Source organism: Microcoleus sp. B13-B6, assembly GCF_036705405.1.
Taxonomy (GTDB): Bacteria; Cyanobacteriota; Cyanobacteriia; order Cyanobacteriales; family Microcoleaceae; genus Microcoleus.
The window spans coordinates 36,700-52,284 of the sequence record NZ_JAUBUJ010000034.1 but is presented as its reverse complement, the minus strand read 5'-3'; the positions used below and the strand labels follow the sequence as shown (position 1 = coordinate 52,284).

General features: G+C 46.0%; 12 protein-coding genes. 9 read left to right on the top strand and 3 right to left on the bottom strand.

Features of this window, described 5'->3' with window-relative positions:
* Positions 1-10: 10 nt before the first annotated feature.
* The 4 genes from QUB35_RS17210 (at position 11) to QUB35_RS17195 (ending at position 4,697) form a co-directional block, all read left to right on the top strand.
* Positions 11-871, top strand: coding sequence for an inositol monophosphatase family protein (locus tag QUB35_RS17210; protein WP_333143009.1), 861 nt, complete (start codon positions 11-13; stop codon positions 869-871).
* A gap of 566 nt (positions 872-1,437) precedes the next feature.
* Positions 1,438-2,118 carry a Crp/Fnr family transcriptional regulator gene (locus tag QUB35_RS17205; protein WP_333104596.1) on the top strand — a complete coding sequence of 227 codons (681 nt, stop codon included), beginning with the start codon at positions 1,438-1,440 and terminating at the stop codon, positions 2,116-2,118.
* A complete protein-coding gene (locus tag QUB35_RS17200; protein ID WP_333143008.1) occupies positions 2,115-4,016 on the top strand; it encodes a M61 family metallopeptidase in 1,902 nt (633 codons plus the stop codon). The genes QUB35_RS17205 and QUB35_RS17200 overlap by 4 nt, the downstream gene beginning before the upstream one ends.
* Before the next feature lie 207 nt (positions 4,017-4,223).
* Complete coding sequence (locus tag QUB35_RS17195; RefSeq protein WP_333143007.1) at positions 4,224-4,697, top strand: TerB family tellurite resistance protein; 474 nt, start codon at positions 4,224-4,226, stop codon at positions 4,695-4,697.
* Between the two features lie 557 nt (positions 4,698-5,254).
* Here QUB35_RS17195 and QUB35_RS17190 read toward each other — a convergent pair.
* Both QUB35_RS17190 and QUB35_RS17185 read right to left on the bottom strand, forming a co-directional pair.
* Positions 5,255-5,785 (bottom strand): peptidoglycan-binding protein, encoded by a 531-nt coding sequence (locus QUB35_RS17190; protein ID WP_333143006.1) that lies wholly within the window; start codon positions 5,783-5,785, stop codon positions 5,255-5,257.
* Positions 5,786-6,191: 406 nt separating this feature from the next.
* Positions 6,192-7,844 carry an NAD(P)H-hydrate dehydratase gene (locus tag QUB35_RS17185; protein WP_333143005.1) on the bottom strand — a complete coding sequence of 551 codons (1,653 nt, stop codon included), beginning with the start codon at positions 7,842-7,844 and terminating at the stop codon, positions 6,192-6,194.
* A 115-nt stretch (positions 7,845-7,959) separates the two neighbouring features.
* Here QUB35_RS17185 and mnmA point away from each other — a divergent pair, with 115 nt between their 5' ends.
* Positions 7,960-9,051, top strand: a complete 1,092-nt coding sequence (mnmA, locus tag QUB35_RS17180; protein WP_333143004.1) for a tRNA 2-thiouridine(34) synthase MnmA — start codon at positions 7,960-7,962, stop codon at positions 9,049-9,051.
* 253 nt (positions 9,052-9,304) lie between these two features.
* Here the strand turns inward: mnmA and QUB35_RS17175 are convergent, their stop codons facing one another.
* Entirely contained in the window at positions 9,305-9,889 is a 585-nt protein-coding gene (locus QUB35_RS17175) for a hypothetical protein (RefSeq protein WP_333143003.1), read from the bottom strand.
* Between the two features lie 535 nt (positions 9,890-10,424).
* Here QUB35_RS17175 and QUB35_RS17170 point away from each other — a divergent pair.
* The 4 genes from QUB35_RS17170 to QUB35_RS17155 all read left to right on the top strand — a co-directional run bounded on the left by QUB35_RS17170 (position 10,425) and on the right by QUB35_RS17155 (position 15,294).
* Positions 10,425-12,398: a SpoIIE family protein phosphatase gene (locus QUB35_RS17170; RefSeq protein ID WP_333143002.1), complete on the top strand. Its 1,974-nt coding sequence runs from the start codon at positions 10,425-10,427 to the stop codon at positions 12,396-12,398.
* 77 nt (positions 12,399-12,475) lie between these two features.
* On the top strand, positions 12,476-13,054 hold the full coding sequence (locus tag QUB35_RS17165; RefSeq protein WP_333143001.1) for a DUF6272 family protein: 579 nt from the start codon (positions 12,476-12,478) through the stop codon (positions 13,052-13,054).
* A gap of 349 nt (positions 13,055-13,403) precedes the next feature.
* Positions 13,404-13,748 (top strand): slr1659 superfamily regulator, encoded by a 345-nt coding sequence (locus tag QUB35_RS17160; protein ID WP_333143026.1) that lies wholly within the window; start codon positions 13,404-13,406, stop codon positions 13,746-13,748.
* A 70-nt stretch (positions 13,749-13,818) separates the two neighbouring features.
* The gene (locus QUB35_RS17155; RefSeq protein ID WP_333143000.1) at positions 13,819-15,294 is read left to right on the top strand and encodes an adenylate/guanylate cyclase domain-containing protein; all 1,476 of its coding nucleotides are present in this window, start codon (positions 13,819-13,821) and stop codon (positions 15,292-15,294) included.
* The last annotated feature ends 291 nt before the right edge of the window (positions 15,295-15,585 follow it).

Genomic DNA, 15,585 nt, shown 5'->3' with positions numbered 1-15,585 from the left:
TAAAGAATTTATGTTTAACCTCATGTATATTTCTCCAGAGCAAGACCAAAAAATTCGCTACACCCTGCGCGAGTGCGGTCAAGAAGCTTACAAACTCGCAGCCGAACCTTTTGAAGTGTCCGAGAAAGGGCCCAACGACTACGTGACGAGTATAGATCAATACCTAGACCGACAACTATCGGCAGCATTTAGCGCTTTGTTTCCTGAAGACGGCAGGATCACCGAGGAAAACGTCGCCTCCAGAACAGCTTACGGGGCCAATTACCAGCGCCTCTGGTGCATCGATCCCCTCGACGGGACTGAAGAATTTATTCGGGGAAAGCTGCACTACGCTTCGATGGTGGGGCTGCTGCTGGAAGGGGAACCGGTGGCCGGCTGGCTCTACGCCCCGGCTTTTGACCAAATGTATTTTGGTGGCAAAGATTGGGGATTGTTCCAAAGTGTGGGAACCCAAGCGTCGCAGCCGATCGCGCTATGCAAACCCCCGGCCCCGACAGCGGAAAATTGTAAAATTGTTCTCGGAGACAAAGACCAAAAAAACTACGCCCGGGCGATCGCCCAAAGCATCCCCGGAGCAGAATTTTACTCGCTGGGCAGCTTTGGCTTAAAAGTGATGGAAGTTATATTCGGTCGAGCTGGTTTGTACCTGTATCTCAACGGCAGAGTTAAAGTGTGGGATACCGCCGGCCCTCTGGCGCTAGCAAAAGCAGCCGGATTGGTTTGCTGCGACTTGCAAGGTCAACCGCTGAGGTGGACTAAAGATGCGATCGAGCCGGAGACTCTGGCCCACACGCAGTCAATCGCGATCGGCTGGCCAGAATACATAGAACCTCTGTTGGACAAAGTTCAACAGGCAGTGGCAGGCTTGTAAACCCGTTTAAGATTAAAGAATCTGTCAATTTTACGTGAACCGGGCCTCTGCACCCTTATCATCAATTAAAGGAGCAACGGATTGTTTGTGTTCCCAAACATCGATCGTTCCCTAGCTGTTGGGTATCGCCTAATCATATTTCCCACCTCCGCGAGTTTGCGTCAGGAACCTCAGCCCCGACGGCGTGAGGCTTGGAAGAGTAATCTGACAAGCCATTCTGACGGGCCTAAGTCTTAACTGACTACGTTTTTTGAGTCACGACACTCCTTGAATGCGAAGCCAGTTTTTCGCTCTGTCGCTGAAGGTTAAACAGCTCTAAGGTCACTGGGGCAGTGCTTTGGGCCCAACAAGCTCTTAAAACCTTGGCGAGGCTAACATCACCCCGAAAGGGAGGCTCGAAAGAGCAAAACACTATGCGTACAGGGCCGGGAAGTTTGAGGCGGTAATTGTCCCGCTGAAAGTGCAACACAAAAGCACACCGAGCCAACCAGTCCCAAGGCGGTAGTAATCAAAAAAAGACAATATAAAGCCGTCCTAGAAGGACGGAGTTTCTACCCATTTTTTTGATGAAGACAGAAGCTTTCAGTGAGCTATTCCCTCTATTTAAGGGTGCTAACCCAGAAACCTTGGGAGGGCTGCTATCAAATGCCGTCAAGCATGAGTATCCCCCGGGCCGAGCTGTGGTGATGGAGGATTCTTGGGGCAACGCGATTTACTTTGTCGTGTCTGGCTGGGTAAAAGTCCGGCGCTTGTCAAACGATCGAGCTGTATCAATGGCTATTTTAGGACGGGGTGCCTTCTTCGGCGAAATGGCCATTCTGGACGAATCTCCCCGATCGAATGACGTACTTGCTCTATCGCCCGTGCGACTTCTCAGCGTCACAGCTCAGCGATTTATCCAAACGCTGTTTAAAGACCCGCAATTGCACCACCGGATGCTGCAACTGATGGTGCGGCGGCTCCGCCAAACCAATCTCCGCTATCAACTCCGAAACCGCCAGCCAGCGGTTAAACTAGCAAATACTTTAGTCGAGCTGGCAGAAAACTACGGTCAGAAAACTGCTGAGGGCAAAGATATCTTCAATATCCCTTATGAAGACTTAGCGGATGTGACAGATATCACCCTAGATGAAACCAGCAAAATTATGGAAAAACTCGATAGTAAAGGTTGGATCAATATCGATCCAGACCGCGAAACTATCCATTTGATCAACCTCAAGCACTTGATTAATTTGGCAAGTCAATGACTGATGTTACTTCTTTGGATACCTCGTCCGCTGCCGGCAACCGTGAGGGGCAACTAACAGCACCGACAATTCAATATTCGGTGGCGATGCCCAATCCTGAATCCCATCTCTTTGAAGTAACTTTGCGCGTGCAAGGTTGGTCGGAGCCGGTTCTGGATTTAAAAATGCCTGTCTGGACTCCCGGTTCTTACTTGGTTCGAGAGTACGCCCGCCACCTGCAAGATTTTAGCTCCCAGGCGGGCGATCGAGCTTTACCTTGGCGCAAGCTCAGCAAAAATCACTGGCAAATCGAGACCGATTCGGTGTCAGATGTCACGGTTTTCTACCGCATTTTTGCCAACGAACTGACAGTGCGAACCAATCATTTAGACTCGACGCACGGTTATTTCAATCCGGCGGCTTTGTGCTTTTTCTTGCCCGGTTTTGAAAGCAACTGCTACACCGTAACCGTTGTGCCACCGCAGCCCGAATGGCGCACCGTTACGACTTTGCCACCTGTTTCTGGCCAAAATCTTACTTTCGCTGCGGCGGATTTTGACACTCTCGTAGACAGTCCTTTTGAGATTGGCTGTCACGAAGTATACGATTTTGAAGTGATGGGAAAAGCCCACCAGCTAGTTGTTTGGGGAAAAGGCAACTTAGAACCAGAACGCACGATTCGAGACATCCAAAAAGTGATCGAAGTCGAGGCAAAAATGTTCGGCGGTTTGCCTTACGAACGCTATGTGTTTTTCCTGCATTTGTCCGGCTCTGGTTTTGGTGGTTTGGAGCACAAGGAGAGCTGCACTCTCAACTATCCGCGTTTTGGTTTTCGGGCTAAGGAAAAGTATGAACGCTTTATTCAGTTGGTAGCTCACGAGTTTTTTCACCTGTGGAATGTCAAGCGCATTCGACCGAAAGCTCTCGAAGTATTTGACTACGAAAAAGAGAATTACACTCCTTCTTTATGGTTCTCTGAAGGCACTACCAGTTATTACGATTTGGTCATTCCTTTTCGAGCGGGTATCTACAGTGTGAAAGGTTTTTTCCAAGGTATGGCTAAGGAAATTACTCGCTTGCAGACGACTCCGGGGCGGAGCGTGCAGCCTCTGAGCGAGTCGAGCTGGGATGCTTGGATTAAACTTTATCGTAGGGATGCTAACAGCGACAACTCGCAGATTTCCTATTATTTGAAAGGGGAAGTTGTTTCGTTTTTGCTCGATTTGTTGATTCGAGCCAAACACGGCAATGAGCGATCGCTCGACGATGTGATGCGTTTGATGTGGCAGCAGTTTGGCAATGCTAATTCTGCCCAAAACGACGATTTTGACCTGAAGTCGGGAACCGACGGCAAATCGGCGCATTTGACCTCAAACGGACAGTTAAATTCTCCTTCGCTGCCAGCAGAAATAGGCTTTACTCCCGAAGAGTTGCAAAGTGCGATCGAGTCCGTCGCCGGCATCGATTTGAGCGACTTTTTTGCGCGCTATATAGACGGCACAGAAGAGTTGCCTTACAACAAGTATCTGCAACCTTTCGGGCTGGAACTCACCGCAGGTGAAACTAGCGAAACACCTCGCATCGGTTGGACGTTGGGAACGGAAAACGGGCGGGAAATGGTTAAATTTGTCGAAGTAGGATCTCCGGCACAATTGGCCGGAATTGATGCTGGAGACGAGTTGCTGGCGATCGAAGGTTTTCGGGTAAATGCAGAACAAGCGGGCGAGAGACTAAAAGATTTCAAGCCTGGGGATATCGTCTCGGTGACGGTTTTTCACCAAGACGAACTGCGGACTTGTCCTGTTACTCTTGCCCCGCCGCGCCCGATGCGTTACTCGATCGTGCCGGTGGAACAGCCCACCGCTATTCAGAAACAAAACTTTACTGGATGGCTGGGAGTTCCTTTATCGAAATTGTGACCTAACAGAAGGTGAACGGGAAAGAAAAGACCAGAAGAAATCAAGCTCAATTCCCAATTCCGCTAGCATCCTCCTGGTAAAATTGAATCACCCGTAAATACTCAACTATCATTCAGTTTTTCGACTGACAGTTAACAGTCAACAGTCAACAGTCAACCATAATTCCGGTTGCACCGGAATTAATATTACCAATTACCAATTTTGATTATGCAAACCCCACCTCCTCCATCAATTACGCCCCGCCAGATGAATCTGCTGAGGATTGTTGCTTCTATGGCCTGGGCTGACGGCCAACTCGCGACAGAAGAAGTTAATTTAATGCTCGATCGCTTTTGCGGTTTGTTTGCCCCAGATACCGACGCACAACAAATGCAACAAGAACTGCGGGATTACGTCATGCAAAATATCCCCCTTGACGAGTTGATCGGCCAACTAGAAACTCAAGATGAAAAGGAATTAGTCCTGCAACTCGGCTATGAAGTGATTTCATCTAGTTCTCGCACTCCTGACGAACCAAAAATTAACGCTGAAGAAGCCGCAGCTTATCAAAAATTAGTGCAGTTGCTCAATCTTCCAGAGGATGCGGTCAAGCGTATTGAAGCTGAATCATCGGCGGGAGATACTTCGGAGGGAATTGTCGAGAAGATGGCTCACAAATTAGAAAAGTTCATCAAAGGTTAATTTAGGACTTGTGCGCGCTTTGCTTAGAAACCCGGTTTCTTCCTAGATTTCTCGTTACTCAACCTGGAATTTTTCGTAGAAACCGGGAATAAGCCCCCCATCGGTAAGTCTTGTTATCTAAGTATCGGAATAATATTTTTATGAGTGCAACTATTTACAACTAAAGCTGAAGGGAAATAAAGCGGATTGTGACTCCCAATTTCCAAAGATATAGTAACAAATAAACACGGAAAAGTTGAGAAGATTTTTCATCGCCGAGAACGGTAACAGAATTTGCGTGAAGCGAAGCTATCCCGCAGGGAATTGCCCTTCCCGCGCGCTGCCTTCCCCTTAACGATAATTAGGGACTTAGGCAAAGCCTAAATCCCTAATTGAGCTACCGATTTTTGGCGATGACTGAAAGTGGTATCGTTTCCGGTTGCATCCGAATAATAAAATCGAGTAAACAGTCAACACTCAACCATTCAGTTTCTCCACCCCTCCTTCAACAGTCAACAGTCAACAGTCAACAATCATTTCGCTCGTACAACCGGAATAAATATTAATCCAACCCGTCATTAGTGCGGTAACTTGCTGAGGGCGTGCCAAGTTCTGTAGCCGACAATACCATCTTGCGGTAAAGCCTTGCTCAGTTGCAATTGTCGCACGGCTACATCTGTCATCGGCCCGAAGAATCCGTCAATGGAGCCGAAATAGTATCCATTGATTTTCAAGACATTCTGAACAATTTTAACAGCATTACCAGAACTGCCCTTCATGACGATCGGCATATTCACAGGTGCACCAGAGTATAGTGCTTCCCAAGTGATAGGGCCGACAATCCCATCTTCTTTTAAAAAGACGCGGTGTTGATAGCCTTTGACGGCGTTTTGAACTTGGACGCCGAAGATACCGTCAATGGCGCCAAAATAATATGCCCAATGATATAGAAGCTGTTGTAGTTCCTTGACAGCTTGACCTGTTGAACCCATTTGTAAAGTGGGTTTGTTTACTCCAGTGGTTGCAGCAAATGCAAGACTTGATTGAGCAGTAGTATCGGCGACGAGAGCCATAGTTTCATTGTTCAAGCTTCTTTCTTCGGTGTACATAATGTGGTTCCTCTCAACATTTAAGTTTTTGTCTTTGATATTTCAGGTATAACTGGTGGGATTTGTGGATGCACAGTCACTTTTTAGAGTGTCACTCATGTGAGTGTCACTCGTTTGAGTTACCCGTTGGTTTGTCGTAACTGAGATCTTGCAGCATTCTCAATTAGCCGTAGGGGCGGGTTCGCCAACAGCCTTAAAGCTTGCAAATAGGTTCTATAAACCCGCCCGACCCCACGAAAAATCCTCTTATTGATATTGCTCCAAGATGTCAGTCGTAAGGAATGCAAGTTGTAATATCTTTATGAGGACTTCCGTTGTCAATACAAACCAAGGGCTAAGGTGCGCGGTGCACACCTACCCAATACAAAGATGCGGGGTACGCACTCTACCAACTCATGTTGATTGTTTACTCAGCAAATTCTCGCAAAGCTGGAATTAAATACTGTGTCAAAGTAAAGGCATCTACTCCTAATTCCGTCCGATCTTTGGCAGCCATGATTCCGGCTTGAGCGTGCCACCAAGCTGCTGTTGCAGCAACTGATTTGGGGGGGGATTTGCGGGCGATCGCACTTGCTAATAGTCCCCCTAACAAGCCTGTGAGAACGTCGCCGCTGCCGCCTCTGGCGAGGGCAGGGGTGCTTTCGGGATTGAGGTAGGTGATGGTACGTGAAACGTAGCTATCCCGTAGGGAATCGCCCTCATCCTTCCAACTTATGCAAACTTTGGCTCCTTTGAGCAATATCGTTGCGCCGCAAAGCTGAGCCGCTGCTTGAGTTGCGGCAATTCGATCATCGCCGGTTTGCTCGCCTAATTCGGGAAATAAACGCTTGAATTCGCCCGGATGAGGCGTGATAATTGTCAGTGCACAGCGTTCGGACAAAATCGGGACTGTGCCGAGTTGAGCGAGGATATTTAAACCGTCAGCATCTAAAACCAGAGGTCGATCGCTCTCCAGTACAGATTCTACAGCTATTGCCGCTTCCAATGTCAGACCTGGCCCTGCGGCGATCGCATCATAGGTGTCCAAATCAATTGCTATTGGCAATTGGCTAATTGCACCGCTTTGGGTTTCGGGACATCCTATAACTAATGCCTCTGGTAACTGGCTGCTCAACATCGATTTAATCGACTCAGGAACAGCAATTGACAGCATTCCGATGCCGCTAGCTCTTGCTCCCAATGCTGCCAAAATTGCGGCTCCGCTGTAGCGGCGGGAACCTGCAATAATTAGTAAGTGACCATTGGTGTATTTGTGCGAAATTGGCGATCGGGGTAACGGCAAATGCTGAGTTGCCGATGCTTTTGTAATGCGTTGTATTGCTGGCGTTTCGCCCAATATTGCTGCAATATCTGCTGTGGGAATATCAAAATCAATTAATTCGGAACTCCCGATATATTCTAAGGCTCTGTCTTGCAGAAATGCCATTTTCCACAAACCCAAACATAATGTATGTTTTGCCCTAATTGCCGTTCCCAAAATTTCTCCGGTATCTGTATGTATTCCCGATGGAATGTCTATACTTAAAATGGGTATATTTAAATTATTTATTTCGTCAATTGCGGCGGCTGTGGAATTAGTAATTTCTCGTTCTAATCCAAATCCAAATAAACCATCTACGAGCAACTCGCAGTTTGTCAGCAGTTCAATTTTATCAAGAAATGGAATATTTAAAGAACGCGCATAATCAGCGTGACTTTTCGTGAGTTCTTTTAGTTTAGAAAACGGACAGTAAATAACTACTTGGAACCCTTGAAAGTGCAATTCGCGGGCAACAACCAAAGCATCGCCGCCGTTGTGTCCGGGCCCAACCAATACGCCGATAACTGGCAATTTAGAATTAACAAGATTTTTCCCTTCTTCCCTTTTCCTTCTATCCGTTAAATCCCGTACACTGCTAGTTGCCGAACTTCCTTCCGCTTTCAAAAGCTCCTGAATGCGTCTAGCAATCAGTCCCGCGACTTTTTCCATTAAAGCTGCGACTGGCATTCCAGCAGCAAAAATTCTCGTTTCTATTTGCCGCATTTGGTCGGCGGTGACAACAAATTTTTGAATGGTCATATTAATGCTAAAATTTCAGCTAACAGCAGCAGTGGCAAGTTGTAGTATACTTGTGGTATAATAAATTAGCTCGATCGAACAAAGTAACAGTAAAATAGCAATTTCTCTCAGAATCATGAACAAGATTGTTGTAGGCCTCTCCGGCGGGGTCGATAGTTCCGCAGCAGCCGCAATTTTACACCATCAGGGATATGAAGTGGTGGGTTTAACGCTGTGGTTGATGAAGGGCAAAGGCCAGTGCTGCTCTGAGGGAATGGTCGATGCCGCTAAAATTTGCGAAGATTTGGGCGTTCCCCACCACATTGTTGACAGCCGCGAGGTCTTTCAGGCAAGTATTGTCGATTATTTGGTGGAGGGTTACAGTGCAGGAATTACGCCTCTGCCTTGTTCGCAGTGCAATAAAACTGTGAAGTTCGGGCCAATGCTTAAGTATGCTCGCGAAGAACTCGGAATTGAAAAAATCGCTACAGGGCACTACGCTCGGATTACTTACGATGCTGCTACGGGTCGCTATCAGTTGCTGCGGGCGATCGACCCTGCGAAAGATCAGTCTTATTTCCTGTACGATCTAACACAGGATTTGTTGGCGGGTACGGAATTTCCTTTGGGGGAAATTACCAAGACAGAAACTCGCAAAATTGCGGCGGAATTTGGCTTGACAACTGCTGATAAGCCGGAAAGTCAGGATTTGTGCTTGGTGGAAAGTAACGGTTCGATGCGGGCTTTTCTGGATAAGTACATTGCGCCACAAAAGGGTGACATCGTGGACAAGTCAGGGCGGGTACTCGGACAGCATGACGGCGTGCACCACTACACCATCGGCCAACGGAAGGGACTCGGAATTGCTGCGCCCGAACCGCTGTATGTGATTGAACTTGATGCTGCTGGTAATCGGGTAGTTGTGGGCGATCGCCAGTTGGCAGTAGAATCTGAATGTACAGTCCAGAAAGTGAATTGGGTTTCTGTGGCTGCGCCGACGGCTCCGATTCGGGCTCAGGTACAGATTCGATATCGATCGCAACCAGTCCCCGCTACAATTATTCCTGTAGAATCCTCCCAAGCAGAGGAAAAAGTCGGCGGTACAAGAGTTAAGTTGATTTTTGACGAACCGCAGTTGAGCATTACCCCCGGACAAGCGGCTGTTTGGTATGACGGCGATGTGCTATTGGGCGGCGGCATCATCGAAAGAAACCAACTCCCAAATTAAAGCAAGGGGCGGGCTAGAAGCCCAACCCCTACTCCCCACAACAAACCACCCACAAAAAAACTCACTCTTTGTGGAACAGGCATCTTGCCTGTTCCCAGAAGCCGACAAGAAACCTCCCACAAGAAAATTCACTCTGTGTGGAACAGGCATCTTGCCTGTTTGTGATCCCCACCCCCAAAAAAATTCACTCTTTGTGGAACAGGCATCTTGCCTGTTCCAAAAGGAAACTTATATTTCATTTCACAGGGTACATTTACCTAGCTAACTTTTTTTCCAAACGCAAGATATTTCCCCTAGCATTAGTACGGTAAACCCAAGTTTGCCTACCATCAGAAACCACAACCCGCCAACCTTCGACAATCATTTGACCGCACATTTCATCCGCTTTCGAGAGTCCTAAACAAGTATTCGGCCAACTTTGTCCGCTCGATTCAGTTACTTTCAACTTGTCAGCAGCAATGCCAGTGGAGTCCGACAACTCTCGGCGAACTGCTGCTGCTACGGTTGCGGGCAATTTGTTCGGGGGATTTGGGGGAGTCGTCTCCGCCAAATTTCCCGGTTCGGAAATTAGAGTATTGAGTGCCAATACCGAATAGCTGATTTTTTGGGGCACCGCTGCTGAGGAAAATTGCTGCGCGGTTTGCGGCGGTTGCCTTTCCAACTGAGCAAGGGAATCTTTGAGAGCGCCCGCGTTAGCTGCTGCGGTGTGTCTTAGCGCCGGATACATTTCCCATACCAGAATTCCTGTCAGCACCAAAGCCAAGATTACAGGATTGGGCTGCTTTTGGTCTCGGTTTTTATTTTTTTGAAATTTATTTGTGGAGATTCTTTTCATCATACGCCCTCTGCCTCACTTTACACAATGCGCGATCGCTCCTGAACACTCAACTGCAGATACTTACTTAGACACTATTGCTGGTGCTATTGGTTCCTTTGTGCAGAACCGACTTGACTGCTGGTGCGTGCGGCGCAAGTATTTCCTACTCGCTGCCGGCTGTTGTGTTTCAGGAAACTTGCACTACCCAGTTATTACTTAATTTTTACTTTTTGTCTCCGGGTATTAAGAAAAATTTATGCTTAAGTAAATATTCTTAAAAGCCTCTCATCTTGCGCCCGAATCTCAGTACAAATTACTATTCTGCGTCCCAAAACTGCTAAACGTGTTTTAGACTGGGGGAAGCGAGCTGAGCCAAGGATATCACAGGGATGCCTCAAATTGGGTTGCAACAGGACGAAAACGCATTAGAAATTAAATCAGCTATCGCTGATTAATTATATTAGCGTTGTGGTTTTCTAGAGCGATCGTCCCCGAAACTACTAAAAAAGTAGCGATCGCTACTTTTTTAGTAGAATATTGTTGAAATCTATCGATTATGAACAGAAAATCTCTGGGAATCCATTTAATGAATCGGCTGAGCTATCCTCAAAAATTTACCTTAATCGGTTTTCTATTTGCAATACCGTTAACCTTGGTCATGTACCTGCTGATTTCCGAAATTAACAGCAGGGTTGATTTTTCCCAAAAAGAAATCTACGGTAATCAATACCTGCGCCCACTGCGCCAGTTGAGGGAATACATACCTCAACTGCAACTCTTAAATTATCAGCCTTTAAATACAAATTTAAGCCTGCCAGATACGAGAGCCGATTTAGAAGCTAAGATGGACGCGAACTTTCAATCCCTAGCTAATACAGATCGCCAGCTTGGAAACATATTAATGTCCAGTGAAAAATTTAATAATCTTTATCAAGATTGGCAAAACTTCAAACTTCGCCGCAGCCAGTGGAGTGTAGAAACTTGCGATTTGCTATATCAACGTTTAGCTGCCGACATTGATAGACTGAGCGCTCACGTCGGCGATACTTCTAATCTAATTTTAGACCCCGATCTAGATACCTATTATCTGATGGATGCTACCTTACTGAAGATTCCAGAAATCCAAAAAATCTTGTCAGAGATTAGGCTTATTTCTCAAAAAAACAGCTTGCGTTCCTATGCCACACCTAAAGAAAGAGCGAAACTGATTACTTGGGCAGGCAAGTTGAGAGAACTTAATCAGGATTTAGCAATCAATATGGAGGTAGGAGCTAGCAATAATCCTCACGGGAATCTGCGACAGAAATTAAGCGAGGATGTGACCAAATTCAACTCCGTAGTAGAGCAGCTAACTGGGCAAATAGATAAACTGATTTATCCCACAGCCTTAGTGGAATATTATGCCTATCTCGATGGCAGCGATAGAGTTATGAATTCGAGTTTTGAACTGTGGGACGAAACTATCAAGGAATTAGACTTTCTCCTGCAAAAACGCATTGATAGTTTTGTTGCTAAGAAACGCATAATTTCTATTGTGGTGTTAATAACCTTAGCCATAGTTATTTATTTATTTGTAAGTTTTTACAGAAGCGTTATGCAAACTGTATTTGTCCTTGACGAAGCTGCAAAAAAGATGGCAAACGGCAATCTTAACCACAAAATTATTTTGGATAACAGAGATGAACTCGGGCAAGTTGTGGGTGCGTTCAACAAAATTGCCGATGCCTTAGTTGGTGCAAATCAAAAAATTACTGTTCTCAACGATCGCCTAAAAGCTGAAAATATGCGAATGAGCGCCGAACTAGACGTTACTCGCAAGATTCAGCAGATGCTGCTGCCCAAAGACCGAGAGCTCAACGAAGTTATCGGCTTAGATATTGCGGGATTTATGGAAGCTGCTGAGGAAGTAGGCGGCGACTATTACGACGTACTCCAGCACAAAGGTAGAGTAAAAATCGGCATTGGGGATGTGACGGGACACGGATTGGAGAGCGGGGTTTTAATGATTATGGTTCAAACGGCAGTGCGAACCTTGCTCGCCTACAATGAACCAGACCCAGTAAGATTTTTAAGTGCTATTAACAGTGTAATTTACGATAATGTGCAGCGCATGAAATCCGATAAAAACGCCAGCCTTGCTTTGCTAGACTATGAGGAGGGGATGCTGAAATTGAGTGGCCAGCATGAAGAAATGATTGTTGTGCGGTGTAACGGTTCTGTCGAGCGGTTTGATACGATCGATTTGGGTTTCCCGATCGGGCTGGATGTAGATATTGCTGAATTTGTTGCTGAGAAAATTGTGCATTTGCGTTCAGGAGATGTGGTTGTGCTGTACACTGACGGGATTACGGAAGCTAAAAATATGGATAAAGTGCTTTATGGTTTAGATAGGTTAATTGAGGTAATAGAGATTAATTGGCAGCGTTCGGCTGCGGAAATCAGGCACGCTGTAATTAAGGACGTGCGATCGCACATCGGCGAACAAAAAGTTTTTGATGACATCACATTGCTGGTACTCAAACAAAAATAACTACTTGCATATCCCTTCTAAAGTTTAAAATATATTCAGTGATGCCCCTCATCTCAAACTTTAGCTCTCACCTCGGTATGACTCAGATTTTCGGCGATTTCATCGAGCAGCCCGCTAGCCAAGAATACTTAATAATTGGATTTTCTCCGAGTTCGGTTCCTCTGAAGCAGCGGTGGCGGAACAACGGTTTGTCGGCGGATTTTCTGGCTGACTATCTGACGACTTTTTTTCCGGGCAACCAAGATGAACCCTCGACAATTGAAAGACAAGCTGAAATAAAAAGCGCTGTTAGCTACATTGCCAACGAGTTATTGGAAAATGCCATGAAGTTTAATGATGAAACCTCAGAGTACCCGATCGATATTAAACTGCAATTAGAGAGCGACGGAGTGATTGTCTCAGTGGCTAACAGCATCTCTCCGCAAGCTGTGGACAAGTTTCAGGCTTATATTCAGGAGTTGCTGGCCTCGGAGCCAAGCGAACTTTACCTTCAGCGGTTGGAAAAAAATGCTGCTGACGACAACTGTACCAATTCTGGATTGGGTTTGTTGACCATGCTCACCGATTATACCGCCAAACTTGGCTGGAAATTCCAGACCGTGCACCAAGACCCGGAATTAATTGCGGTGACAACGATGGTGCAATTAACAGTTTGACATACCTCCTCGTCCTCAAGGAGCGAGGATTCCTTAACGCTTCACAGCAACGCGCTACCAAAGTAGTCTTACCGTCGCTCCACGTCCGTTTAGAGTCTCCCAATGCCCGCTAGGCGACTATGTTTCGTTTTACTCAAGCAAAAAGCTTGGTGTCTTCAGGGTTGCAGTTAAGCATTGCCCCTCCGAACTGTCTAGGTGCGCTCTCATCGTAGCTATTTCAACGCGTCTTGAGCCTGTAGACTTCTCTATTCTAGCTCAAAGCCCTCGTAGAACGACGGGGTTTTAGACCCATTTCTTTGATAAGCAACGCTAGCGATCGATAATATCTAAGGTACTTTTTTTTGTGGCTATGGAAATTAATACAGAAGATTACCGGATCTGTTACGATCCAGCAACGGCAACCGTGAGTTTGATTGGATCTCTAAGACTGAGCGGGCCTGCAGAGTACGCGCCGATAGCGCAGTTGCTGGCCCAGGTTGCCGACTTGGAACCGACGAAAATTATCCTCAATTTGCAGCAGTTAGAATTTTTGAACAGTTCTGGCATCAATATGCTATCGAAGTTTATTATCGAGATCCGCAAAACAGCCAGGGTGCAAATGGCGGTACAAGGCTCTCACAGCATAGCTTGGCACAGTAGATCTTTGAGGAATTTCCAGCGCCTGATGCCTGGTTTAGAGTTGGAATTTCTATAGAAACACGCTTACTTTTTGGGTGCGAGCTATTGAGCAATTTTTTGTTAGTCGAGGCGCAAATTCTAGAGTTATGCTGGAAGAACAACCATCTAGAGAACAGCTACTTTTAGAGATAGAAAGACTGCGCCAGCAAGTGGAAGACTTGAAGGAGGAAAAAGCGGATCTAGAAATCTTGCTGGAAACTACTGCTGAACATTCCGATACGGTTGAAACTGAGTTGCGCTCTCGCGCATTCGAGGCGGTGCGCGAAGGCGAAATCAAGCTGGCTCAATTTCTCGAAGCGATTCCGGTAGGCGTGGTAGTGCTCGATTCTCAAGGCAAACCTTACTACGTAAATCACGCCGGACACCAGTTACTCGGTCAAGGAGTTTTGCCCTTAAATTCTGTTGAGGATTTGGCAGAAAGTTATCAAATTTATATCGCGGGAACTGAGACCATTTATCCTTTCGAGAATTTGCCGCTCGTCCGAGCTTTGAGGGGCGAAAACGCGACTGCTGACGATCTGGAAATTCATCGAACCGACAAGAAAGTTCCCCTAGAAATTTGGGGAAGGCCCATTTTTGACGATGGTGGCAAAGTTGCTTTTGCGATCGCAGTTTTTCAAGATGTCACGGAACGCAAAGAAGCTGAAGCAGATCGCCAGTTATTTATTAAGAAACTATTTGACCTCAACCAAAATTTAGAAAAATCCCTGGATGCCGAATCAGACTTAACTGATGCCTACGGTAGATTTGTGCCGCACCAATTTCTAAATTTGTTGGGATATGAAAGTATTATAGATGTCCATTTAGGCGACCAAGTGCAGCAGGAAATGTCGGTGCTATTTTCGGATATTCGCGACTTCACGACGCTTTCAGAAACTATGACTCCCCAAGAAAATTTTAAATTTATAAATGCTTACCTTTCGCGGATGGAGCCTGCCATTACTAGCAATAATGGGTTTATTGACAAATACATCGGCGATGCAATTATGGCTTTGTTTAGTGACTTTGCCGATGATGCAGTGAAAGCGGGTATTGCAATGCTAAATACCCTCAAAAATTACAACGAATACCGTCTAGAGGTCGGCTACGTCCCGATCCGAATTGGCATTGGCATCAATTCGGGTTCTTTGATGCTGGGGACAGTCGGAGGGAAAAGCCGAATGGACAGCACTGTGATTAGCGATGCTGTTAATTTAGCATCTCGCATTGAAGGATTGACCAAAGATTACGGCGTACCTCTGTTAATTTCTCAGCAAACTTTAGAAAGGTTGCGAAATCCGAACGATTATGCTATTAGGATTGTGGATAAAGTACAGGTTAAAGGAAAATCTCAATATGTCGTAGTCTATGAGGTATTTGATGCAGATATGCCGGAAATTATGTCGGCAAAGCTAGCAAATTTGCCTGTATATAATGAAGCTATGTTACTGTGCGATCGCAAGGAATTCCGAGAAGCAGGAAAATTATTTGAAGAGTGTTTGCGAACAAATCCGAGCGATCAGGTAGCTCGCATTTACCTGAAACGCTGTCGGGATTGGCGATCGCTCCTCAAAGGAATTTAAAGCAGCTTATACCAATTCACTATGAAGCTGCATTTAATATAACGCTAAGGATATAGTTCCAACCAGAAAGACATCAGCCTCATTTAGTGTATCTTCATAGTGAATTGGTATTACTCGATTTTAGATTTTAGATTGACTCCATATAGCAATTCTCGCATCACTTGTGAATTTCTTACTTTCTCCCCGCAGGTTCGGGGAGGGTTGGGGTGGGATAAAAAATTTACGACTCCTGTAAGGATTGATATATATCTTAAGAGTGATGACTAACCTCTGGAATCTGTCAAAGGTTTG